15 protein-coding genes and 1 pseudogene are annotated in these 25749 nt (G+C 46.3%); 11 read left to right on the forward strand and 5 right to left on the reverse strand.

All coding sequences use genetic code 11. The features are described from left to right. Window positions 1-498: 498 nt before the first annotated feature. From QUA57_RS21225 to QUA57_RS21240, 4 genes are all read left to right on the forward strand, one after another. A complete protein-coding gene (locus tag QUA57_RS21225; protein WP_333063447.1) occupies window positions 499-1890 on the forward strand; it encodes an adenylate/guanylate cyclase domain-containing protein in 1392 nt (463 codons plus the stop codon). A 251-nt stretch (window positions 1891-2141) separates the two neighbouring features. Continuing rightward, complete coding sequence (locus QUA57_RS21230) at window positions 2142-6359, forward strand: chemotaxis protein CheB (RefSeq protein ID WP_333063448.1); 4218 nt, start codon at window positions 2142-2144, stop codon at window positions 6357-6359. A gap of 405 nt (window positions 6360-6764) precedes the next feature. Then, the gene (locus QUA57_RS21235) at window positions 6765-10925 is read left to right on the forward strand and encodes a chemotaxis protein CheB (protein WP_333063449.1); all 4161 of its coding nucleotides are present in this window, start codon (window positions 6765-6767) and stop codon (window positions 10923-10925) included. A gap of 241 nt (window positions 10926-11166) precedes the next feature. After that, on the forward strand, window positions 11167-11907 hold the full coding sequence (locus QUA57_RS21240) for an HAD family hydrolase (protein WP_333063450.1): 741 nt from the start codon (window positions 11167-11169) through the stop codon (window positions 11905-11907). Between the two features lie 348 nt (window positions 11908-12255). Here QUA57_RS21240 and QUA57_RS21245 read toward each other — a convergent pair whose 3' ends face one another. After that, complete coding sequence (locus QUA57_RS21245) at window positions 12256-12744, reverse strand: N-acetyltransferase family protein (RefSeq protein WP_333063451.1); 489 nt, start codon at window positions 12742-12744, stop codon at window positions 12256-12258. Window positions 12745-12797: 53 nt separating this feature from the next. Further along, window positions 12798-13871 carry a tRNA (adenosine(37)-N6)-threonylcarbamoyltransferase complex transferase subunit TsaD gene (gene tsaD / locus QUA57_RS21250; protein WP_333063452.1) on the reverse strand — a complete coding sequence of 358 codons (1074 nt, stop codon included), beginning with the start codon at window positions 13869-13871 and terminating at the stop codon, window positions 12798-12800. A 330-nt stretch (window positions 13872-14201) separates the two neighbouring features. Between tsaD and QUA57_RS21255 the strand changes: the two genes are divergently transcribed. The 6 genes and pseudogenes from QUA57_RS21255 (at window position 14202) to QUA57_RS21280 (ending at window position 17438) form a co-directional block, all read left to right on the forward strand. Beyond that, window positions 14202-14690 carry a Photosystem I reaction center subunit III gene (locus QUA57_RS21255; RefSeq protein WP_333037176.1) on the forward strand — a complete coding sequence of 163 codons (489 nt, stop codon included), beginning with the start codon at window positions 14202-14204 and terminating at the stop codon, window positions 14688-14690. Window positions 14691-14807: 117 nt separating this feature from the next. Further along, entirely contained in the window at window positions 14808-14936 is a 129-nt protein-coding gene (gene psaJ, locus QUA57_RS21260; RefSeq protein ID WP_333037175.1) for a photosystem I reaction center subunit IX, read from the forward strand. A 247-nt stretch (window positions 14937-15183) separates the two neighbouring features. Next, the gene (locus tag QUA57_RS21265) at window positions 15184-15996 is read left to right on the forward strand and encodes a carbon-nitrogen hydrolase family protein (RefSeq protein ID WP_333063453.1); all 813 of its coding nucleotides are present in this window, start codon (window positions 15184-15186) and stop codon (window positions 15994-15996) included. Between the two features lie 438 nt (window positions 15997-16434). Next, the gene (gene ilvN / locus QUA57_RS21270) at window positions 16435-16953 is read left to right on the forward strand and encodes an acetolactate synthase small subunit (protein ID WP_041622928.1); all 519 of its coding nucleotides are present in this window, start codon (window positions 16435-16437) and stop codon (window positions 16951-16953) included. Window positions 16954-17071: 118 nt separating this feature from the next. Further along, window positions 17072-17281: pseudogene (locus QUA57_RS21275) on the forward strand (four helix bundle protein); the annotation flags it as partial. Beyond that, entirely contained in the window at window positions 17280-17438 is a 159-nt protein-coding gene (locus tag QUA57_RS21280) for a four helix bundle protein (protein ID WP_333063454.1), read from the forward strand. The pseudogene QUA57_RS21275 and the gene QUA57_RS21280, both read left to right, overlap by 2 nt. A gap of 36 nt (window positions 17439-17474) precedes the next feature. On the opposite strand, the gene QUA57_RS21285 is transcribed toward QUA57_RS21280, so the two are convergent. After that, on the reverse strand, window positions 17475-21020 hold the full coding sequence (locus QUA57_RS21285; protein WP_333063455.1) for an EAL domain-containing protein: 3546 nt from the start codon (window positions 21018-21020) through the stop codon (window positions 17475-17477). A 242-nt stretch (window positions 21021-21262) separates the two neighbouring features. Beyond that, window positions 21263-21754 carry a zinc ribbon domain-containing protein gene (locus QUA57_RS21290; RefSeq protein ID WP_333063456.1) on the reverse strand — a complete coding sequence of 164 codons (492 nt, stop codon included), beginning with the start codon at window positions 21752-21754 and terminating at the stop codon, window positions 21263-21265. A 763-nt stretch (window positions 21755-22517) separates the two neighbouring features. Between QUA57_RS21290 and QUA57_RS21295 the strand changes: the two genes are divergently transcribed. After that, a complete protein-coding gene (locus QUA57_RS21295; RefSeq protein WP_333063473.1) occupies window positions 22518-23522 on the forward strand; it encodes a zinc-dependent alcohol dehydrogenase family protein in 1005 nt (334 codons plus the stop codon). A gap of 511 nt (window positions 23523-24033) precedes the next feature. Here the strand turns inward: QUA57_RS21295 and QUA57_RS21300 are convergent. Continuing rightward, window positions 24034-25728 carry an asparagine synthase-related protein gene (locus QUA57_RS21300; protein WP_333063457.1) on the reverse strand — a complete coding sequence of 565 codons (1695 nt, stop codon included), beginning with the start codon at window positions 25726-25728 and terminating at the stop codon, window positions 24034-24036. Between the last annotated feature and the right edge of the window lie 21 nt (window positions 25729-25749).

The raw sequence follows: 25749 nt of genomic DNA on the forward strand, positions 1-25749 counted from the left end.
GAGGTACTGGAATAATAATGAATCCTCCTGTATTTATTGTTTTAAGCACTGCATAGCTCTTAACTGAACCGTATTGCTTTACGCCCGACTTTTGAACCAAGGATTTGATATCATTCCGAGGCAGCGGGAATTGATATTAGTCATTAGTCATTAGTCATTAGTCGCTGCTGGGTGGTTGACAATTCCCAATTCCCAATTCCCAATTCCCAATTCCCAATTCCCCATTCCCAATTCCCGATTCTTAATTACCGAGATTTAAGATATTACTGTAGACCGATGCACCGATCGCACTTTGAATTAAAAGAAGTGACAGCGCGATCGATCTGCCTAAATAGGCATCGCCTTCATGGTGCTAATTTGTTAAGATTTATAAAGGCAAGAGATATCCGCACAGGTGCAAACTCATCATAATTCTCACGCCAGAACCAAGCAGATGAGCAAAGTATACAACAAAATTATTATCAATTTCTTGCCCTGAGGCTCAAAGGCAAGTATATCATGAATATCGAACTATTAAAAGAAAAACTAGAACAGCTCAAAAAACGTCCCAATTCTAGCAAAGGAACGATCGACCAAATCGAAAAATGGTTAATCGGTTCCCACATTTTGCAGAGATTGAGAATTAACCCCTACTACGTCGCAGGGGATACAGTCAAGAATATTAAAAGAATTACTTCGGAATTTCTGCACGGAGTAAAAGCCGGCGCCTTCGACTTGCACTGGGATATTCACTGTCCCCACTGCAACATGATTACAGAAGAATTTAAGGACTTGGCAGACACATCAGAAATGTCTTTTTGCCCGATGTGCGAGCGCGAGTTTAAAATTGATTTGCTCGATCGCGTCGAAGTTACTTTTTCCCTAAACAAAGAAATCGAAGACCCGCAACTGCGGCCCGTCTGCGCTCCCCCTCCCGTACTCCAGAGCAAACTGCAACTGGTAACGCCTTTATACTGCACTGAATCCGAGATTGTCACCTTAGAAGAAGGTAGATACCGCTACTGCTGTCCCCTGACTTTAGCTAAAGGGATTTTAAAGGTTGAAGGCGAAGAAACAGAAGCCATACAAGAAATTAAACTCAAGCAGTTAGCCGGCCCAGATTTTGACAAAAAAGAGCTGGCCGTGCGTCCGGGAAAAGTTAAGCTCGAATTGACTAATACCGAACACAATTTGTCCGGTTTGATTTTGCATTCAGATGAATTGCCCGATGAATTTACAGTAGAACAACTGCCCCTGCGGCTGTCAGGAATGCAACTGCTTCATCACCCGGATTATAAGCGTTTGTTCGGCGATCAAGTAATATCGGAAAGAGAGCGAGTCAAGATTCGGGCGATTACTATTATGTTTACTGATATTACCGGTTCTACCAGAATGTACGAAACACTGGGAGATACTAAAGCTTACAATATTGTGCGCGACCATTTTGAAATTTTCTTTGACTCGATCGAGAAATTTGGCGGTAAAGTCATTAAAACCATCGGCGATGCCGTCATGGCTTCCTTTATCAGCAACGAACAAGCAATTCAGGCGGCCGTCGGTGCTGTGGCTTGTTTCAGAGAGTACAATTTAACTCGCCCGCAAGCAGAGTGGGTTCAAGTCAGAATTGGCATTCACCGAGGTACGGCTTTGCTGGTAAATCTCAATAATTCGATCGACTATTTTGGCTCCACAGTCAACAAAGCCGCCCGCCTTCAAAATCTTTCTAAAAGTGACGAAGTTTCGTTTTCCGAAGATGTTTACAACGACCAAGCATTTTTGACAGCATTAAAAGCTGCTGGAGTGTCCGAAATTCACAGACGAGTTGAAGATTTAAAAGGGATACAAGGGGCGCAAGTCGCTTATACTGCTAGAATTAATACTGAATCTGTAATCGCGCTGTGTGCCTCATAGGTCGCTGAAAGAAGCTAAGTAGGTAAGCAGATATACTACTTAGTTATTGCCAGCCTCTCGTTGCGATCGTCCCGCCAGCAGAGAGAGTGCTTCGATCGCCCTCAGAGCATGGCTGCAAAAGTTTAGCTCATCCTGAAGCGACTGCCGTTATAATGGCAACCTAAGCTCTGATAAAAATAGTCTGAATTAATCAGCCGCACGCTTACCAGATATGTTGGCGGCTCAATAACTGAAGTCGAGGACTTCACATCATGACTTCTCCTCAATTATCTCCAGAAAATACACCCGAATCGATCGCACCACCCGCCCTCGACATCGAACAATCAGCAAAAACCGATGCCCCCTTTCCCATAGTTGGGATTGCCGCCTCAGCAGGAGGGTTGGAAGCATTCACGCAGTTACTGAGCCATTTACCGAGCGATACGGGTATGGCGTTTGTGCTGATTCAGCATTTAGCCCCCGATCACAAAAGTCTGCTGAGCGAGATTCTCGCGAGAACGACGCAAATGCCTGTTAATGAGGTAAAAGACGGCATAGCTGTAGAGCCAAATCAAGTCTACGTTATTCCGCCCAACACCAAGATGGTGCTATCTAACGGCGCGCTGAAACTATCACCCCGCGAGAAGATTTATGGCAAATATATGCCGGGAGATGCGTTTTTTACGTCATTGGCAGTCGATCGCGGACACAAAGCAATCGCCGTAGTATTATCCGGGGGAGACGGAGACGGTTCACTCGGGCTCAACGCCATCAAAGCAGCCGGAGGCATGACTTTTGCTCAATGTCAAGGCACGGCAAAATTCGATAGTATGCCGATTACCGCTGTTGCCACAGGCAATGTCGATTTCGTTCTGCCACCGGAAAAAATTGCCGAGGAATTGGCAAACTATAGTCGCAATCCCCTTCTCACCGGTTCGCTTCACCTAAGAAAAGTTGAGGAATCGCCCGAAGAGGGAGAGGCCTTGGCAAGTATTTTTGCGCTGCTAAAATCGGCCACAGGCGTAGATTTCAGCCACTACAAACCCACGACGATCGCTCGACGCATCCAGCGACGGATGGTGCTGTACAAGCTCGATAGCTTGGATGATTACGCCCAACATCTTCGACACAATTCGGCTGAAGTCAAAGCTTTATATGAAGAAATCTTGATCCACGTTACCAGTTTCTTCCGTGACCCGGAAGCCTTTGAAAAGTTAAAAGAGCTGGTTTTCCCCACGATCAGCCAAAATAAATCGGCCGAAACTCCGATTCGGATTTGGGTGGCGGGATGTTCGACAGGTGAAGAAGTTTATTCGATCGCCATTTGCTTGTTAGAGTTTTTGGGCGATCGAGCTATCCAGCCACCGATCCAGATTTTTGCCACGGACATTGGCGAACAGGCGATCGGCAAAGCGAGGTCTGGCCTCTACTCAGAAAACCAGATGGTAGATGTTTCACCAGAGCGACGTACTCGCTTCTTTATTGCCCAAGAGGAAGGTAGCTATAGAATCAGCAAGGCAGTCCGCGAACTCTGTATATTTGCCCGACAAGACTTAGGCAGCGACCCGCCTTTTTCCAATCTCGATTTAGTTAGCTGTCGCAATGTGCTGATCTACTTGGGAGAGTCATTACAAAAAAAAGTGATGCCGATTTTCCATTACAGTCTTAACCCAACGGGCTTTCTCCTGTTAGGCACTTCTGAAAGTACCGGAGAATTTTCCTACTTGTTTACTTCAGTGGATAAAAAGTGTAAACTTTATGCGAAAAATTTGACTGCGAGTCGTCCCACTTTTTCGTTTACGCCGAGTTCCTATCCCGTCGCTAAAGCTGCTCAACAGCAGGGAGCGAATGAAGAAAAATTAATGAATAGCTTTGACTTACAGCGAGCAACTGACCAACTGATTTTGAATCGCTATTCCCCACCAAGTGTGGTTGTCAACGAGCAGATGAAAATCATCCAACTGCGGGGAGACATCGATCCTTACTTGAGAGTGGTAGCCGAAACGCTCGACTTAAACTTGCTGGCTATGGCAAGGGCAGGCTTGCTGGTTGAGCTTCGCACCGCGATTTATCAGGCACAAACGCAGAACGTAACCATTAGGAAAGAAGGGGTATTGCTTGAATCGGGCGGACGATCGAGTCTCGTCAATTTTGAGGTGATGCCCTTCCCGCCACAGGCAGTCGAAGGACGCTACTTTTTGGTGGTATTTGAAGAGGGTTTACCGCCGGTGCTTAACTTCAGCACCCTCCCTTCTGAAAGCTTCGAGCAAGCTGATTTAGTGCGCGAAATTGAGCTGCAGAGGCAGCAACTTGCAGTCGCTAACCAAGAAAAAAATGCCGCTCAAGCCCAACTGCAAGCGGTAATCCAGGCTCAGGAAAGTCTCAACCAAGACCTCAAAGTTGCGAACGAAGAAATCCTATCGAGCAACGAGGAGTTGCAAAGCACCAATGAGGAGTTAGAAACTGCCAAAGAAGAGATTCAAGCCACTAATGAGGAACTTACTACCACTAACGAGGAACTTCGCAGCCGAAATATTGAACAAAGCCTCGTCAATAACGATCTGATAAATTTGCTTTCCAGTATCAATATCCCTATCTTAATGCTGACAAACGATTTACAGATTCGACGTTTTACGCCAACGGCACCGCAAATTTTTAGTCTGATTCCCACAGATGTGGGACGACCCTTTAGCGACATCCGATCGACTCTGAACGCTCCCGACTTGGAACAGATGATTTTGGAGGTGATTGATACTCTCCAGACGAAAGAACAAGAAGTTCAAACTTTATCGGGATATTGGTACAACCTCCGCATTCGTCCTTACCGGACAACGGAAAACCAGATTGACGGTGTGGTCATGGTTTTGATAGATATTGACGCGCTCAAACGCAGTACCAAAACCTTAGAGGCAGCACGAAATTATGCTGAGGCGATCGTGGAAACTGTGCAAACGCCTTTAGTCACGCTAGATGCTAATTTCCGAGTGAATAAAGCAAATCGAGCCTTCTATAAAACGTTTCATGTTTCATCCTTAGAAATAGCGCAATATTCGCTGTTTGAGCTAGGAAACGGGCAGTGGAATATCCCCCAATTACGATGGATATTGGAAGATATTCTCGTTAGCGATGTTCAGCTTAAAAACTTTGAGTTGGATCACGTTTTTGAGCAGATAGGGCAGAAAACTATGCTGCTTAATGCTTATAAACTTCAACAAGAAGACCAAGCTTTAATGATTCTGTTGTCGATCGAGGATATCACCGAGCGCAAGCAGTTGGAGATACTACGATCGCAGTTATTGGAGCAGGAACAGTTGGCCCGCCAACAAGCAGAAAGTGCTAACCGTGCTAAAGATGAATTTCTCGCGAATCTCTCCCACGAACTCCGCAATCCCCTGACTCCGATCCTGGGATGGGCAAAAATCCTGCGCTCCGGCCAGCTTAACGAAGCAGCGGCTAATCGCGCTCTAGAAGTGATCGAGCGCTGCGCTAGGACGCAATCTCAGTTAATCGAAGATATCCTAGATATTGCCAGGATTACCAGTGGCAAGCTCGCTCTTAATAGCAGTTTGATGGATCTGGTTGTGGTGGTGCAAGCTGCGCTGGATGGGGTTCAATTATCAGCGGAGGCAAAAAATATTCAAGTTGTTTCGCAGTTGAGTGGTGCAACTGTTTTAGGCGATGCTGATAGATTGCAACAAGTTGTGTGGAATCTTCTGTCTAATGCCATTAAGTTTACTCCTGCGGGGGGGCGAGTAGAAGTCACGCTGTCGGCGATCGAGAATCAGGCTCAACTTCAAATCAGCGACACGGGAAAAGGCATTCGGGCAGACTGTTTGCCGTATATTTTCGATCGTTTCCGTCAAGTCGATTCCAGCATCACTAAGCGGAATCAAGGGTTAGGATTGGGTTTGTCGATCGTGCGTCACCTGGTTGAATTGCACGGAGGAACGGTGCAAGCCGAAAGTCCGGGTGAGGAACAAGGAACTACAATGACTCTGAGATTGCCGCTGCGATTGTTGCCTCCAGAGTTGACATCGGCGATCGATTTAAAGTCAACTGTTTTGGTAGGGCCTTTAAACCCCTCAAATGATGTCGTCCCCTCTCTCGAAGGCTTGCACGTTTTAGTTGTAGACGATCAGATCGATACGCGGGAACTCTTAGAATTTGTACTCGAAAGCTACGGGGCTGAGGTTTCGACGATGGAATCTGCCAGAAGTGCGATCGTTGCTATGAAGGAAAACCCCGGCAGATATGACGTGCTAATCTCGGATATCGGAATGCCAAAGGATGATGGGTATTTCTTAATTCGAGAAGTGCGAGCTCTTGCAGCAGAAGCCGGAGGAGAAATCCCAGCCGTTGCCCTGACTGCTTATGCGAGTGATAAAGAACGCTCTAGAGCGATCCAAGCCGGTTTTCAAATGCATATTTCCAAACCTGTCCCGCCCGATCAAATAGCATTAATAGTTGCCAATTTAGCGGGAAGATATTAAATATTGTGGAGTTTTGATTGATGATGTTTGAGATTAAATTAGGCAGTTAAACTCTTGTCCCCCCTTATTAAGGGGGGCTAGGGGGGATCGGATTCTACGGGGCCTCATAAAAAATTGGTATTACGTAGAAACCTGGTTTTTATACAAAAAAAATCGTCGGCACAAAAATATAAAAAAACCGATTTATTCCGTATTTATACGTAAATCGTATAATCGCTTCACACTGCGCCTAATCCTTAAGACGGTTGCGCTATGCGAGCAACTCAAGGTGCAATTAGAGTAGTCCGCATGACATACTTCGAGGCTGACGAGATTGGTTGGCTGCGAATAAGTGCGGTTTAAATGGATCTTATAAACTTATTTCCACAAAATACACGATAATCGATCGCGCCAGCTACCATCGACATGGAACCATCAGCAAAAACCGATGCCCCCTTTCCCATAGTTGGGATTGCCGCCTCAGCAGGAGGGTTGGAAGCATTCAGGGGGTTACTGAGCAATTTACCTGCAGATACGGGTATGGCGTTTGTGCTGATTCAGCATTTAGCGCCCGATCACAAGAGCCTGCTCGCCGAGATTCTCGGGAGAGTCACGGAAATGCATGTTAATGAGGCAGAAGACGGCATGGCTGTAGAGCCGAATCAAGTCTACGTCATTACGCCCAACACCAAGATGGTGCTATCTAAAGGCCTGCTGCAACTATCACCCCGCGAGAAGGTTTATGGCAAATATATGCCGGGAGATGCGTTTTTTACGTCATTGGCAGCCGATCGCGGACACAAAGCGATCGGCGTAGTATTATCCGGGGGAGACGGAGACGGTTCACAGGGGCTGAGGGCAATCAAAGCAGCCGGAGGCATTACTTTTGCTCAATGTGAAGACACGGCAAAATTCGATAGTATGCCGAATACCGCTGTTGCCACAGGCAATGTCGATTTCATTCTGCCACCGGAAAAAATTGCCGAGGAACTGGCAAACTACAGTCGTCGCAGTCGCCTTCTCTCTTCCACGATTTTCCTGAAAAAACTTGAGAAATCGCCCCAATACGCAGATGCCCTGGCAACTATTTTTGCGCTGATCAAATCGACCGCAGGCGTTGATTTTAGACACTATAAACCCACTACGATCGCTCGGCGCATCCAGCGGCGGATGGTGTTGTACAAGCTGGAAAGCTTGGAAGATTACGCCCAACACCTCCGACAAAATTCGGCTGAAGTCAAAGCTTTATATGAAGAAATCCTGATCCACGTTACCAGTTTCTTCCGCGATCCCGAAGTATTTGAAAAGTTAAAAGAGCTGGTTTTCCCCACAATTACCCAAAATAAATCGGCAAACGATCCGATTCGGATCTGGGTGGCGGGATGTTCCACAGGTGAAGAAGTTTATTCGATCGCCATTTGCTTGTTAGAGTTTTTGAGCGATCGAATCACCCAGCCGCCGATCCAGATTTTTGCCACCGACATTAGCGAGAACGCGATCGCCAAAGCGAGGTCTGGTTTCTACTTAGAAAACCAGATGGTAGACGTTTCACCAGAACGGCGTACTCGCTTCTTTGTTCGCGCCGAACAAGCAGACGGTTATAGAATCTGCAAGGCAGTCCGCGAACTGTGTGTATTTGCCCGACAAGACTTAGGCAGCGATCCGCCTTTTTCCAATGTCGATTTAGTTAGCTGTCGCAATGTAATGATCTACTTGGCAGAGCCCTTGCAAAAAAGAGTGATGCCGACTTTTCATTACAGTCTTAACCCAACAGGCTTTCTCCTGTTAGGCACTTCTGAGAGTACCGGAAAATTTTCATACTTGTTTACTTCATTAGATAAAAAATGTAAACTTTATACGAAAAAGTTGACTGCAATTCGTCCCTCTTTTGCGTTTAGGCCGAGTTCCTATCCCGTCGCTAAAGCTGCTCAACAACAGGGAGCGAATGAAGAAAAATTGATCAATAGCTTTGACTTGCAGCGAGCCACTGACCAACTGATAGTGACTCGCTATTCCCCACCAAGCGTGGTTGTCAACGAGCAGATGAAAATCATGCAAGTGCGGGGAGACATCGATCCTTACTTGAGAGTGGCAGCCGGAACGCCGGACTTAAACTTGCTGAATATGGCAAGAGAAGGCTTGATTGTTGAGCTGCGGACTGCGATTTCTCAGGCACAAATGCAAAACGTTACTGTTAGGAAAGAAAGGGTATCGGTGGCAGCGGGCGGACGATATAATATCGTCAATATTGAGGTGATACCGTTCCCGTCACGCCCCCCCGCAGCACGGTATTTATTGGTGTTATTTGAAGAGGCTTTACCCGAGGCGCTCAACTTCGGCACCCTCTCTTCTGAAAGCTCCGATCGAGGTGATTTAGAGCCTGAAATTAAACTGCTGAGGCAGGCACTTGCCAGCGCTAACGAAGAAAAAATGGTGGCTCAAGCGCACCTGCAATCGCTGCTCCTGGAGCAGGAAATTCTCAACCAAGACCTCACAATTGCGAACGAAGAAATCCTATCGAGCAACGAGGAGCTGCAAAGCACCAACGAGGAGCTAGAAACTGCTAAAGAAGAGATTCAAGCCACTAACGAGGAACTCACCACTATTAACGATGAACTTCGCAATCGAAATTTTGAACAGCAGCAGCTCAATAACGATCTGAAAAATTTGCTTGCTAGTATTAATATCCCTGTCTTAATGCTGGCAAACGATTTACAAATTCGGCGATTTACACCAACGGCTCAGGAAATTTTTAATCTGATTCCGACAGATATTGGACGACCTTTTAACGATATTCGCTCGGCTCTCGATCTGCCAGATTTGTCAGCGATGATTTTGAAGGTGATTAATACTCTCCAGACGAAAGAACAAGAAGTTCAAACTTTATCGGGATATTGGTACAACCTCCGCATTCGTCCTTACCGCACAGTGGAAAACAGGATTGACGGTGTGGTAATAGTTTTGATCGATATTGATGCTCTTAAACGCAGTGCCAGAACTTTGGAGGAGGCCCGAAACTACGCTGAAACCATCGTGGAAACTGTGCAAACGCCTTTAGTCGCGCTAGATGCTGATTTCCGAGTGAACAAAGCAAATCGAGCGTTCTATAGAACCTTTCAGGTTTCACAGTCAGAAACAACAAGATGTTCGCTGTTTGAGCTAGGCAACGGGCAGTGGAATATCCCCCAATTGCGATCGATATTGGAAGATATTCTGGTTAGTGATGTTGAGCTTCAAAACTTTGAGTTGGAGCACGTTTTTGAGCAGATAGGGGAGAAAACTATGCTGCTCAATGCTTGTAAACTTGAACGAGAAGACCGAGAATTAATGATTCTGTTGTCGATCGAGGACATCACAGAGCGCAAGCAGTTTGAGACACAGCGATCGCAGTTATTGGAGCAGGAACAGTTGGCCCGCCAACAAGCAGAAACCGCTAACCGTGCTAAAGATGAATTTCTCGCAAATCTCTCCCACGAACTCCGCAATCCCCTGACTCCGATCCTGGGGTGGGCAAACATCCTGCGCTCCGGCGTGCTTAAGGAAGCAGCAGCCGATCGCGCTCTAGAGGTGATCGAGCGCAGCGCGCAGACGCAATCTCAGTTAATCGAAGATATCCTGGATATTTCCAGAATTACCAGCGGCAAGCTCGCTCTTAATATAAATTGGATCGATCTGGTTGCGGTGGTGCAAGCTGCGCTCGATGTGGTTCAATTATCAGCCGCAGCAAAAAACATTGAAATTGTTTCGCAGTTGAGTGATGCGACTGTTTTAGGTGATGCTGCTCGCTTGCAGCAAGTTGTGTGGAATCTTCTGTCTAATGCCATTAAGTTTACTTCTGCGGGGGGACGAGTAGAAGTCACGCTGTCGGCGATCGAGAATCAGGCTCAACTTCAAGTCAGCGACACGGGAAAAGGCATTCGGGCAGAATTTTTGCCGTATATTTTCGATCGTTTCCATCAAGTCGATTCCAGCATGACTAAGCGGAATCAAGGGCTAGGATTGGGTTTGGCGATAGTGCGCCATCTGGTAGAATTGCACGGAGGAACGGTGCAAGCCGAAAGTCCGGGTGACGAACAAGGAACTACACTGACTGTGAGATTGCCGCTGCGATTGTTGCCTCAAGAGTTGACTTCGGCGATCAATTTAAAGTCAACTGTTTTGCTAGGGCCTTTAAATCCTTCAAATGATACTGTCCCCTCTCTCGAAGGCTTGCACGTTTTAGTTGTAGACGATCGGATCGATACCCGGGAACTCTTAGAATTTGTGCTCAAAAGCTACGGGGCGGAGGTTTCGACGGTGGAATCTGCCAGAAGTGCGATCGTTGCTATGAAGGAAAACCCCGGCAGATATGACGTACTAATCTCGGATATCGGAATGCCAGAGGATGATGGATATTTCTTAATTCGAGAAGTGCGAGCTCTTGCAGCAGAAGCCGGAGGAGAAATCCCAGCCGTTGCGCTGACTGCTTATGCGAGCGATCGAGAACGCGAAAAGGCGATCGAAGCTGGATTTCAAATACATATTGCCAAACCTGTCGAGCCCGATCAAATAGCATTAATAGTTGCCAATTTAGCGGGAAGATATTAATTTCTTGATTGTAGAGACACAACAATGTTGTGTCCTAATTTTGTAGGGACACAACAAGAGTCATCTCCAGCAAAGCCTGTTTTGAACAGGCAAGATGCCTGTTCCACAATAATTATTGGAGATGTCTAATGTTGTCTCATGATTTTGTAGGAACACAAGGATCGCGGGCAATTAATAATTGCCAAAAATAGCGCAATATGGGAAAATATAAAAAAATATAAAAATTACGGAGTTCAGATTCTTGGTAAATATTAAATGTCGGGGCATTACCTTCTCAAATATCGAAGCCGTAATCTTTGACAAAGACGGCACTCTAGAGGATTCTCAAGAATTTTTGAGACTGTTGGGGATGAAGCGATCGCGCCTCGCAGACGCTCAAATTCCGGGGGTTGGAGAGCCTTTACAAATGGCTTTCGGCATCGAAAGCGGCAGCATCGACCCCACGGGCTTGCTAGCAGTCGGTAGTCGCGGGGAAAATGAGATTGTTGCAGCGGGATACATCGCGGAAACCGGCAGGGGATGGCTGGAATCTTTAACTATTGCGCGCCGCGCTTTTGACGAAGCTGACGAAATGTTTAAAAATAGTGCTGTTTCTCCTTTATTTGTCGGCAGTTTGGAAGTGCTGAAATATCTTTCGGAAGCGGGTTTAAAACTGGGAATTCTTTCGGCGGCTACGACGGAGGTTGTGCAGAAATTTGTGAAACACCACGCATTAGGTGACTACATTCAGTTAGAAATGGGAGTGGATTCAACGGTTCACAAACCAGATCCAAAATTGTTTTTGGAAGCTTGTGAAAAACTCGGAGTAAATCCCGCAGCAACTTTGATGGTGGGAGATTCAGCGGGCGATATTCAGATGGGTAAAAATGCGGGCGCGGCTGGCTGTATTGGGATTTGTTGGGGGAAGGCCCAGGCTAGTCATTTGGAAAATGCGGATGTGGCGATCGCATCTTTGGATGAAATTACAATTTTAGCAGATTGAGGTAGACGAACGGCAATGCCGTTTCCTCCAAATTAGGACACGGCATTGCCGTTTCCCTACAAATCAAGACACGGTGTTGTCGTTTCCTTCAAATTAGGACACTCCAAGAGCTCATTGGTGACAACTTAACGTACAACCGATAGTCCGGCAGGGGTTGAAACCCCTGCCTCAAAGCGAAAGTCCTCTTAAGAGGACTGAGAAGAAAAATTTAAGATTCATTAGTCCTTTTAAGAGGACTTTCGCTATTAGACAGGGAATTCATTCCCTGGCGGACTGACGGGCGGACGGAAGGATTGGGCGGACTGACACTTTAAGTTGACACCAATTGGCATTGCCGTTTCCCTACAGCTAACAACGCAAACCCAGAATTACGACATCTCTTTCAACGCCGTCAAGTTCGGCAACTTGTGGCAGATATCCCCACCGCTGAAAGCCAAATTTCTCAAACAATTTTACACTCGGCTGATTGTGAGCAAAAATTATTCCTATTAGAGTTTTAAGCTTCAATTCTGGACTCCGCACAATTGCCGATTGCAATAAATTTTGTCCGATTCCGCAGCGTTGGCGATCGGGTGCGACGTAGATGCTAACTTCTGCTGTATGCTGATAGGCGGCGCGTCCGTAGAAAAGCTGAAAACTCAGCCAGCCAACAATATTTTGTTCTGATTCCATTACCAAAATCGGCCAGGAATTGGGGGAGTGTTCTCTGTACCAGGGGAGGCGGCTTTCGACTGAGACTGGCTTTAAATCTGCTGTGGCCATTCTGCCCGGTATTGCTGCATTATATATTTGGACAATTGCTGGCAAATCGCTTTCTTCTGCGTCGCGAATTTTCATCGTTTGGTTGACGGTTGACGGTTAACTGTTGAATGTTGACTGTTGACTGTTAACTAATGACTCTTGTACAGTTCCATAATATCGCTGACAGCCATCCGCGAATTTGGTCCCAAAGTCAGCGGCGATGTGTGTCCTCGCTGCAAGTGTTCTGCAGCCGCACAGCCGATCATTGCTGCGTTGTCTGTACAATATTTTAATGGCGGAAACAATACTCGCAAGTTGTGTTTTGCTGCTGCTGCTTGTAAATTTTTTCGCAGTCCGCTGTTTGCTGCAACTCCCCCGCCGACTACAATAGTGGTAAGCCCGAAATTTACCGCACAGTCGATCGCTCTTTTTGTTAAACCCTTAGCTACAGTTTCCTGAAAGCTGGCCGCAATATCATTAATTGTAGAGGCAGGCAAGATGCCTTCCGCACCCACATTGTTATTTTGTTTCTTGAGTTTCTGTACTAATTGCAAAACTGCGGTTTTCAAGCCGCTAAAACTGCTGTCGTAAGGATGGTAGCCGCCACCAGGCAAAGAAATTCTGCCTTCTGGTAGAGGGTATGCTTGGGGATTGCCAAGGGCGGCCAATTTGTCAATCAGCGGCCCGCCGGGATATCCTAGCTGCAAGAGTCTTGCGACTTTATCAAAAGCTTCGCCGGCAGCGTCGTCGCGCGTGTGTCCTACAGTTTCATAAACGCCGCAATCTTTGACGTAAATAAAGCTAGTGTGTCCCCCGGAAACTAACAAACACAAAAACGGTGGCTGCAAGTCGGGTTCGGTAAGGTAAGAAGCGTAGATGTGCCCTTCGAGGTGGTGGACTCCTAAAAAAGGTTTTTGATGGACTATTGCCAAGCTTTTCGCCGCTGTCAGCCCGACTAACAATGCACCTACTAAACCGGGGGCACAAGTTGCCGCAATGCCGTCAATTTCTGACCAACTGAGGTTTGCTTCACCGAGACACTGGGCAATTACCTGATTGAGCATTTCTAGGTGACTCCGCGAAGCCACTTCCGGCACAACCCCACCAAACTGCTCGTGGATTTTAATTTGCGATGCTACAACATTGCTGCAAACTTGACGATTCTTAACAATTGCTGCTGCTGTTTCGTCACAACTTGTTTCGATTGCGAAAATGGTTGCCATTAACTGGTAATTTTATTTGATAGGTTAGTTATTGCTAGCTTAACTAATTCGGCGCAAGTCCCCCGCTCTACCTGTACTCAGGTTATTGTTAAGGGATTTTTGCCCGATCGACAGGTAAGGTCATCATCTGATGCAATGAAGGAATATCCTCGCGGTATTGCTAGCTCAGCATTGACCTATGAAAACGGCAATCCCTCATTCTATTGGGCTTTGCCGCATCAATGATGGATACTTTACACTGTCAACAAACACGATCATCTGGATTCGAGATCGGCAAGTTGAAATGCTTGTACAAAAACTTATTGTTTTGTAACAAAAGGAAACAATTCCATGCGACGATTGTTTGCTGCAATTTTAGTGTTGAGTGTCTGGATCAGTTTTGCTCCAGTTGCTTCGGCTTACAATTTAGTGCCGTGCAAAGACTCTCCCGAATTCAAGGAACTGGCTAAAAATGCACGTTCTACCAATGGCGACCCGGCATCTGCGAAAGCAAGATTCGATCGCTATTCTCAAGCTATGTGCGGCCCGGAAGGATACCCCCACTTAATCGTAGACGGCAACTTGAGCAAAGCAGGGGACTTTTTGATTCCTAGCATACTGTTCTTGTATATCGCAGGTTGGATTGGTTGGGTCGGCCGTTCTTATCTGCAAGTTACCAAAAAATCAGCAACCCCAGAGGAAAAAGAGATTATTATCGACGTTCCTTTGGCAATCAAATGTATGCTGAGCGGCGTTTTATGGCCTCTGGCAGCTCTCACATCAATCACCAGCGGTGAAATGTTTGCGAAGGACGACGAAATTACTGTTTCCCCCCGCTAAAATTGGGAAATGGAGAAGAGCTAATAGCTAACAGTTAATTCATTAACTAGAAATTAGCAATTAGCGCTAGACTGATCGGCAATTACCAACTGTCTCGAATTTTCAGGAGCAGAATTCATGCAATACTTTGTCAAGTTTCTTTCGACAGCACCAGTATTGGCTATCCTTTGGATATCTATTCAAGCTGCGGCTTTAATTGAATTTAACCGCTTTTTCCCCGACCTGCTTTTCCATCCAATGCCTTAAGATTTGAGGGAAATTAGGTTGCAAAACCTAGGTAAAAGTTGAGAGTTTTGATTTTTGAATTATGAGTTACAGGTTAATTTAAAACTCAAATATCAAAACTCTCAAACCTACCAGTTCGTGCTATACAGCGCATAAATGGGTAAAATTCAAGGCTATCAACTATTTAGTTATCAAATTAGTTACAAATGACTAATGACTAATGACTAATGACTAATGACTAATGACTATTGACTAATATTGTGAATCGATGAAGTCTTATCTCGCCGCAGCAATTCAAATGACTAGCTTGCCTGACCTGCAAAAAAATTTGGTTCAGGCAGAGGAATTAATCGACCTGGCAGTGCGTCGGGGTGCGGAGTTAGTTTCCTTACCAGAAAATTTCTCGTTTATGGGCGAAGAGGAGGAAAAGATTGCTTTAGCAGAGGCGATCGGACTCCAAAGCGAAAAATTCCTCAAAACGATGGCACAACGGTTCCAGGTAACGATTCTGGGCGGCGGATTTCCCGTGCCGACTCCAGGGGGCAAGGTATACAATACTTGTTTGCTGGTAGACCCAAACGGCACTGAAGTGGCAAGGTACAGAAAAGTACATTTGTTCGATGTGGATGTTCCCGACGGCATTACTTACAGGGAATCGAACACTGTGAAAGCTGGTGAAGATTTGCCATCGCTTTATGTGTCGCCGGAGTTGGGGACGCTGGGACTTTCCGTGTGCTATGACGTGCGGTTCCCGGAAGTGTACAGGCATTTGTCGTACAAGGGGGCTGATATTTTGTTCGTGCCGGCGGCGTTTACCGCTTACACTGGCAAGGATCACTGGAAGGTTTTGTTGCAAGCTAGGGCGATCGAGAATACTTGTTATATGATTGCCCCAGCACAAACTGGCCGCCACTACGGTCGCCGTCAAACTCACGGTCACGCGATGATTATAGACCCTTGGGGTGTTGTGTTGGCGGATGCTGGAGAGGAACCGGGTGTGGCGATTGCAGAAATTAATCCCGATAGACTAGAACAAGTCCGCCGCCAGATGCCATCTCTGCAACACCGGGTTTTTCTTTGAAGGAATTTTGAGACCCAATGGGTCTCAAAATTTCAGTTCCCGTCAATCGATTTTAGATTTTAGATTTTAGAGGTTGCAGGGCGATCGGGAACAATGCCAAAGCAATTTTAGAATTGAAGAATCGACCCCATACCTGCTGGTACAAGATAATATAGTAACCGCTACATCGGTCTTGACATAAATAACGTCATGAATAGATCCCGCGAGCCCTTGCTTCGTCAACGGTTTGAGTCGGATACTAGAGTCTTTCTCAGTAACATCAGGTGTTCTGGGATATAGGGCACAGCGGGCGTACCTCACAAAGCGAGCGAACTGCTATATGTAACTGTCAACTGTCAACTGCTATATATTGTTTAATACAGGTTCAATGACTGTGCAATTCTGCTAAAAGGCGAATTGGCGAAAGTAGAATTGCACGAAATGCGTCTTTTTGGAGAAATGAAACACACTCTTTCGGTTTTAGTTGAAGATGAAGCGGGTGTCCTCACTCGAATTGCTGGTTTGTTTGCCCGTCGGGGTTTTAATATTGAAAGTCTGGCCGTTGGCCCGGCGGAACAAGGGGGAGTTTCTCGGATTACGATGGTTGTACCGGGAGATGACCAAATTATCGAACAGTTGACAAAGCAACTGTACAAGTTGATTAACGTGCTTAAAGTTCAGGATATAACGGAAATTCCCTGTGTCGAACGGGAGTTGATGTTGCTGAAAGTTAATGCTGCTAGCGGGACGCGATCGGAGATCATTGAGTTAGCTCAAATTTTTAGAGCGCGAGTGGTGGATATTGGTGATGATACGCTGACATTGGAAGTTGTCGGAGATCCCGGTAAAATGGTGGCGATCGTCCAAGTTCTGAATAGATTTGGGATTAAGGAAATTGCTCGTACTGGGAAAATTGCCCTGACGCGGGAGTCGGGGGTAAATACTGAGTTTCTCAAATCTTTGGAAGCGAAAGTTTAAGTTAGTTGACTGTTGACTGTTGACTGTTGACTGTTGACTGTTGAGGGTTGACGGTTGACGGTTAACTTGTATTGGTCATTAATTAATTGTTTGCTATTAATTATTTAAACAAGCTAATATGGAAAGCTTTCAACAGCTACAAGTTTATCAATTAGCTGAAAAAATATCAAACGAAATATGGTTTATTGTTAAAAAATGGGACGAGTTTACGAAGGATACGATGGGCAAACAAATAGTGCGATCGGCTGATAGTGTTGGTGCTAATCTTGCAGAAGGACATGGACGCTATAGCTGCCAAGATAATCAGCGTTTTGTGAAAATTGCTTTTGGGTTCCTTAAACGAAACAAGACACTGGTTAAGACTTGCCTACGCTCGAAATCTTTTAACTCAAGAACAGATCGATCGCCTGCATCCCTTATTAAATGAACTTTCACCAAAACTCAATGCCTATCTTAATTCACTCAAACAAAAAGCCAAAGGTTAACAGTCAACAGTCAACAGTCAACAGTCAACAGTCAAATTACCATTTAGGTTCACTTTCTATCAAAAGTGTGGCTGCGATGCTGTCTATCGGCTTTGAGAAAAAGTATCCTTGTCCGTATTCGCATTGCAGCGCTCTAAGTAAATTAAGCTGTTCGATGGTTTCGATTCCTTCAGCAATTACATCCATTCCTAAATGACTGGCTAAAATTAAAATAGTCTGTACAATCGCTTCGTTGCCTTCATCTTCAGTCATACGACTAACAAAAGCTTGATCGATTTTTAAAGCATCAGTTGGAAAAGTGTGCAGGCGGCTCAAAGAAGAATAGCCAGTGCCGAAATCGTCAATATATAATTGAATTTCTAAATTTTTCAATTCCGCGAGGATAGCGACTGCAGATTCGGCATTCTCCATGATAACGCCTTCAGTAATTTCTACCTTTAAAGTGCGAGGGTCAAGCTGAGTTTCTTGTAAAATTTCGCTAATGCGATCGATTAAATCCGGTTGTTTAAATTGTTGGTTAGAAAGGTTGACGCTGACAGTCAGCGGCGGATTTGCTGGGAATTTTTGGTGCCACTCGTGGATCTGATGACAAGCCGATCGCATCATCCACCAGCCCATAGGTATAATCAATCTAGTTTCTTCCGCTACTAAAATAAACTCGCCAGGAGATACGACACCGCGCTCCGGGTGATACCACCGCAGCAGCGCTTCAAAACCGCTGATTCTACCAGTAACTAGAGAGACGATAGGCTGATAGTAAAGCTGAAATTCCTGAGAGTCTAAAGCGCGTCGCAGGTCGTTTTCCAGTTGCAAAAGGGCGACGGCGCGAGTGTGCATACTTAAGTCAAAAACTTCGTGGCGAGCTTTGCCCAATCCCTTGGCATGATACATGGCAGCATCTGCATCTCGGAGCAGTTCTTCAGGCCGATCGTACAACATGGGGAACGGGGCATTGGGAACAGGAGAGTCGGAAGATAAGCAAGACAAAGAAGTTTCCCGATCGATATTTCCCAGATTCTCGGGACTCGACAATGTGCTGGTTTCCCTTGGATACGGAGGCAAACCAGAACAAACAATCCCAATGCTAGCACTGGTAAAAACTTGATATTCGTTAAGGTAAAAAGGCTCTGCCAGTTCCGCTTGCACTCGTTCGGCAATCAGGATCGCATCCTCGGTGCTTTTGATATTTTCCAGCAAAATAGCGAATTCGTCGCCGCCGAGACGGGCAACGGTATCTCCACCGCGCAAACAGATTCCCAGACGCTGCGCGATCGCGATTAGCAATCGATCGCCCACTAAATGCCCCAAACTGTCGTTAACAACCTTAAAGCGATCGAGATCGATAAACAGCACCGCAAACAAAATTTCGGGGCGGCGTTTTGAAAGATTGATCGCGTGCCCCAAGCGATCCATAAATAAAGCTCGGTTGGGCAAACCGGTTAGCATATCGTGCAAAGCATCGTGTACTAACTTATCTTCTGCTATTTTGCGGAGGGTAATATCTTCGACAGTTCCTTCGTAGTAAAGTAAATTTCCCTCAGGATCGCGAACTGCCCGGCCGTTCTCGGAAACCCAGATAGTAGTGCCATCAGCGCGATAAACTTGGGACTCGAACTCAGACACAAAACCTTGTTTTTCGATCGTGCGCAAAAACTCGACGCGCCGGTTGGGATCGAGGTAAAGTTGGCGGTCTATGTCTTGAATATTCGCGATCAATTCCGCGGCCGACTCGTAGCCGTAAATTCTCGCCAAAGCAGGGTTAGCGCTGAGGTAGCGTCCGTCGGTCGTTGTCTGGAAAATGCCTTCGATCGCATTTTCAAAGATACTGCGGTATTTCTCTTCCGCCTGTTGCAGGGCGAATTCTGCCTGCTTGCGATCGGTGATATCCGTCAACGTGACGAGATAGCCTAGAACTTCACCGCTTTTGGTCATTTCTGGCACTGCTTGCCAAAAGACCCAGGTTGTGAAGTCACCCTTGCAAAAACGGTACTCTAACTTACAGGGCAACTTGTCTGTGACAGCGCGATACCACTGGCTCAAAACGCGGTCGCGGTCTTCGGGATGCAAACTTTGCGCCCAACCTTCGCCTAGTGCCTTTGGCGCAGTCAGTCCCGCCATCTCCAAAAATCGCTCATTGACGTACAAGCAATCTCCAGCAGCGTCGGCGCGGAAAATCCCGACAGGTAGTATTTTTGCCAAGGTGTAATAGCGGTATTCGCTTTCTAGCAGCGCGCTGGCAGCTACTTTCGTCTCGGTGATGTCAAACATTGCGCCTTGAAGGATGACAGACTTGCTTGCTTCATCGCGAACTGCGGTCGCTTGATCGCGGAACCAGACGACTCGGCCGTTGCGGGCGATCGCGCGGTATTCTGAAACCAGCGACCCCTCGCAGAAAATATCTTCTCCATCGCTGAATTTCTGTGTGGCGTTTTCAACTAACACCCGATCACGGTCTTCTGGGTGAACGAGTTTCAGCCACAGGTCAGGGTCTGCTCTCCATTCAGCTACAGAATAACCGAGAAAAGTCTCGATTTGCGGGCTGATGTAAAGTTTGGCAGCCTTGCGGTTGAGGGGAGAAATGTAGGTGACAGCGGGCATTTGTTCTACCAGGGCGCAGTATTTCGCTTCTACAGTGGACAGTGCTGCTTCTAGGCGCTGCCGCTCTAATTCGGCGGCGGCCCGTCCCGCAAAGATGCTGAGAATTAATCGGAATTTGGCAAGATGTGCTTCCACCAGGGGTCGATCGTGGAAAATACAAATAATGCCTAAAGGTTCGCCGTAAGAGTTTTTCAGCAAGACTCCCAGGAAACTGCGCGCACCTGTAACTACCGGTCTGCGGTCTTCTGGAAAGGTTTCCCCGAGGTTGTCGGGACAGGAATACATTCCCGCCTCCAGCACCAGCGCTTCGGGAGTATTGGCCGTGTCGCACTCAAAGTTTGGCTGCTGCTGTCCGTCGCTCCAAAAACTGATAAGTTGCAATCTATCGGCAGCAGCATCGGTGCGTGCCTTCGACTTAATCGATTTGGCAGCGACGGCGGTGCGAACTCCGAGTGCTGAGGCTAAGTGGCAAACTAAGGCATCAAAGAATTCTGCTCCCCCCGGCGAATCAGTACCTGCTAGGATTTCGCCCAGCAAATCTTCCTCTAATTGCGCGAAAGCATTAACTTTGGGAGGATTCTCGGCATTCGGCCGATCGGGATTTTCCCCCCTCGAACCCGAAATGCTCAGACTTAGGGTTTTGCTGGTTCCAGGCCCCACAATAGGCGAAGAATTCACAGTTAGGCGCTGTTGCTTGGCAAAGAATACAGCGCGGCTTATACCTAAAACTTTACCCAAGAAGCTGTCAGTTGCCGGCCACCGATTTGAGTTGGGGAAAATCAAAAAGTTTTTCCGCATTTTCAATCCTGCAGATAAATCGTCGGGCTTTAAGTCTACCAACTGCCGTTGCTCTTGGGCTAGCGGTAGACTGGAAAGCCTTCGGTGCCACTTGATATAAATCGCGGACACCACGGCTAAAGTCGCCAATAATCCCAGAAGATATGCAAGAATCTCAAAGTAAAAAAATAAATCTAGATCGAACATCGATTAGCACCGCTTGACAATTGTTGTAGTTATCTGAAGCCAATCTATTTAAAAATAACTAAGTATCGTCACGGATGGGTAACGAATACAAGGTCAGATCGCCGCGAAGGCGACAAGAGAGTTAACAGTTCACAAAAAACCTGGCAATACTTGACATTACCGAAGTTTTTGTGTTTTTTTTCGTACAGGCTGAACCCGTGCAGGTGAAATTGCAAACACATATATACGGTTGTGGCACTCCTCTAATGGGGTAAGTTTACGTTTACTTCTCTAATCATATTTAACGCTGCATTTACATCAGCATTAATCCGACTTTCATTCCAAGACCGAAACCACCCGCGTTTACCGCTCTTATCCTGGCAAGACTCTTGCTTACCGACAGGCTCTAAATCCCCAAATCTGCACTTATTTGTATAATATGCTTGTGTAACTATTACCTTGATACCGACTAACTCAGTTTTGTAAGTAATAAATCTTATGAGCGGGATATGAGAAATCATTCCAAAAATGTGAGGTTTTTTTTCTAATTTTATATTTTGTTTCCCCCTCACATTTGTGCCAATAATTAACTGGATTATTTTCTCATCCCCCAACCGCTTGACAATCCAACTGCTGGTCTGATGAAGGTAGTTTTCTAATTGCTTGTTTCGATTAAAGGTGATTTGCTGGATTGGGCGCGTGGTAGATTTTCCCTGACCAAATTTTGAGTAAAAATGCTTGGTGGTGATTGACACCTTTATTAATTGATTTGAGAGGTTTTTTATCATAAATAGTTGGAGTAAATGTTGGCTTATTAGATGTCACAGCGACGAGGTTATCAATCCCTAAACATATACCTGCTCTGAGGTGGTAATTTAAATCCACCAACGTTACAGGCTTTAGATTAGCCACCTCAAAAAAGTATAGCGCTTTTGCAGGAACTACCCTTACCTTTAAGACATTTTGGGAGTTTGTAGAAAATATTATGTCACTTTGAGATAAATAAATTAGTCCCTTATTGGGGTTTATCCCCCTTTTTTCTATGGATTGGTTATCATAACTGAACAAGTTACCTGTACAGATTTTAGGTTGGTATTGGGGGATGCTGGGGATGAATAAAAATGTAGGTATATCTCGGTCATAAGCTATCCTTGACTTTTGGCAATCCTCCCAAGCGTGAACAATTTGTTTGAGAACTTGATAGCTAATTTTAGCAGGGAATGATTGAGAGCCGTCTCTAGGTTTTAAGATGGCAAATAACTGTCTGATAATTTTAGTGCCACTAACTTTAGGTTCAGAAGTGAAAAACTGTTTCCTCATAAATATTTACCATGGTCGTTGAGATTTTTATACAGAAATTATAAGTCATCAAACTGTTTATAAAACTGATGCTGACGATCTATGTAAGGCCTTTCAACAACAATCATAAATTTTGGGATAAACGAAAACTTTTTTGTTGCTTTGCTAAGCAATATACAATAAAGTCTAGGGATTATCTGATCTAGTGTAACACCCATGATGAAAGCGATCGTTTTTCAAACCCCCGGAAGCCCGTCCGTATTGAAACTGCAAGATATCCCCGCCCCTACTATACAAACAGAAACTGAAGTTTTGGTGCGGTTGCGAGCGGCTGGTATCAATCCGATAGATACTAAGTTGCGATCGCGCGGCACGTTTTACCCCGATAAAGCTCCTCACGTTTTGGGGTGCGACGGTGCTGGAGTCGTAGAGGCTGTCGGTGCTGGTGTGCAAAGTTTCCAAGTGGGAGACGAGGTTTTTTTCTGCAATGGCGGTTTGGGCGGGTCGATCGGTACTTATGCTGAGTTTGCCGTTGTAGACGAACGCTTTCTCGCCCTCAAGCCTGCTGCTTTAAGTTTTGCTGAGGCGGCGGCGGCACCGTTAGTTTTAATTACAGCTTGGGAATCGCTGTACGATCGAGGGCGCTTGCAAGCCGGCCAAAAAGTGCTGATTCAAGCTGGTGCCGGCGGTGTCGGCCACGTCGCGGTACAGTTGGCGAAATTACAGGGGGCAGAGGTTTGCACGACTGTTAGTTCTGAGGAAAAAGCCAATTTTGTCAAGAACTTAGGTGCAGATTCAGTTATTTTATACAAAAATACCAATGTTGTCGATGAGGTTTTGACTTGGACTCAAGGACAAGGAGTTGATTTGGCTTTCGATACAGTCGGGGGAGAAACTTTTTACCAAACTATTCCGGCTGTGAAGATTTATGGAGATTTGGTAACAATTTTGGAACCCGATCCAGGTTTGGGCAATTTGAAAACAGCGAGAATGCGGAATCTGAGAATTAGTCTGGAATTAATGTTAACACCGATGCTGGAAGGTTTGGTGGAGGAACAGGAACAGCAGGCTCATATTTTGCAGAAGTGTGCTCGTTTGTGCGATCGCAACTTGCTAAAAATTCACGTCAGCAAAACTTTCCCTCTCGAAGAAGCGCAAACCGCTCACGAACTGTTAGAAACAGGCTCAGTAACTGGGAAAATAGTGCTTGAAATTGGGGGATAAAAATGCGCCTGGTTAAATAAGAAATTCACAACTGATATCATGTCCGGTCGAGCGATCGAGATTTTTGTATGGGCCCGTGAGCCAAGAATACCTGCCAATAATTGACAATCTCAAAAACCCGTCCCGACCGGGATATTATGGTTAATTGAGCGGACATGATATGAATTTTTTGGATAGAAAGGTGCAAAATCCTCGTTAATAATCTTGAGAGAGTTCTGGCTAATTCGACAAAGGTAAATCTTTGTTTTATATAAAATCAATTGGCATCGGAATGATCCATCTGTCTCTTCCGTTTCTCTGTATCCTCTGCGGTTTCATCATTCCAATACAACCGGAATTCATATTATTACGCTGATGATTAAAAGGCTGGCAGCCTAAAAATGTCAACTGGTGGTATAAACAAGAGCGAAAACCGCATAGGGAAAATGCCATTGTCGATCGAGCAATTTGGGCGTCAACTGCTGAAGTTAACATGACGAAAGGCACAGCGCCGTCTCCTAATTTGGGATAACTAACGGCGATTCACTTGTAACCAAATTTCCAGCGTCACCAGCAGCCACAGCTTCAGCCCATAGCGGGGAAAAACTTCGCCACGATAGTTTAGCCACTCGCGGATTAGTGTTCGATCGAGGTAAGGGGCGATCGCCGCATGACGATTTAGCAGCAACGATCGCGCTTGCCGCTGCCAATCCCTCAAAAACCACTGCTGCATCGACATCACCATGCCACTTTTCGGACGGTTGACAATGATATCGGGCAGCAAATCCGCCACAGCAGCCTTGAGAACCGCTTTTTCCTGCGCGCCCGAAAGCTTATATTCTGGCGGAATTTGCAAACTCAGTGCCACCATCCGCGAATCAAACAAAGGCGATCGAGCTTTTAGTCCCGCCGCAGCCGTGAGATTATTCACCTTGGTCAAAATGTAATCGGCTCCTTTAAACTCAATGTTGAGCCGCATCAGCCGATTCAAAAACGTCGTTTCTGTCTGTTGCAATTCCTCAGCAAAGACGGAAGGCGCATTCTTCACCTTTTCCCAAACCTGCGGCTTCAGCAAACGCGGCAAATCCACATAGCATTTTTGAAACGAAGTCAAGTAAGCTGCGATCGGATCTGGTTTACCCTGAATCGAACCATACAAACTGTTGAGTAACATCGGCTTATTTTTCGGGCCGCCAAAGCACGGATCGCCGCCTTCGCCATTGAGTACCACGTCTGCGAATTGCTTTGCCGATCGCCCCAGCAGCAAATTTGGCACCGTCAAGCCTTCCCCCACCGGATCGTCCATCGCCGCCAGCGTTTCCGGCAGCAACTCCCAAATTTGCTGCGGCGAAACTTCCAAAACGTGGTGCTCAGTGCCACAATGCGCTGCGACGATGTTGGCAAATTCAATCTCGCTGGGATATTGAGCGCCAAAGTGCATCGAAAAAGTGTGCACCGGACGATCGTGCAGCCTTGTGGCGATCGCCGCGACGCAACTTGAATCAATACCACCCGAAAGATATGCTGCGACTGGTTCTCCCGCTGGTAGCGCTTCCTGCACCAGTTGTTCCAAAAGCGATCGCACTTGTTGACTGTGCCATTCCAAAGGGCGATCGGCGTTAGTAATTTGCTCCTGTGGATGCCAGTATCTCTGCGCCTCAATATCCGATAAGTACAAGTAGCTACCGGGCCGCAACTCTCGCACGGCTTCCCACAGCGTTTGTGATCCGGGTACAAAGGCACAGCACAAGTAGTCGCGCAAAGCAACTAAATCAAGTTCTCGATCGTGATACGGATTGAGCGATCGCAGTCGGGGCGAAATCCAGCGAGTTGTTCCTGTCCGGGTGTAATAGAGGGTTTTGGCTCCCACGCGATCGCGCCCCAGACACAAGGTTTGCTCGTCTCTATCCCACACGGCAAGGGCAAATTGTCCTGACAGCAAGCTCAGTGTTTTAGTAGCGTACTGCTCCCACAGCCGCGCGACGATCGCCAAATCGGTCAATCCATCTGTGTCAATCTGTTGTTTGAGCATGGGGGTGCGATCGAAGCAGCAGTCACCTACCAGCACAAATCGCTGATTGGGGCTGAAGGTGGGTTCAGCTCCGATTATGGCAAAACCGGAAGTTTCCCAAGTTGCAGGGTGCGATCGGGCTTCTGGCCCCCAAGCAATCACCCAATGAGGGTAGATAGACTTCTGAGTCTGCATTTTAAATAAAACATCTCCCATAATTAATTATTGTGGAACAGG

The sequence above is a fragment of the Microcoleus sp. Pol7_B2 genome (assembly GCF_036701035.1).
Classification (GTDB): Bacteria; Cyanobacteriota; Cyanobacteriia; order Cyanobacteriales; family Microcoleaceae; genus Microcoleus.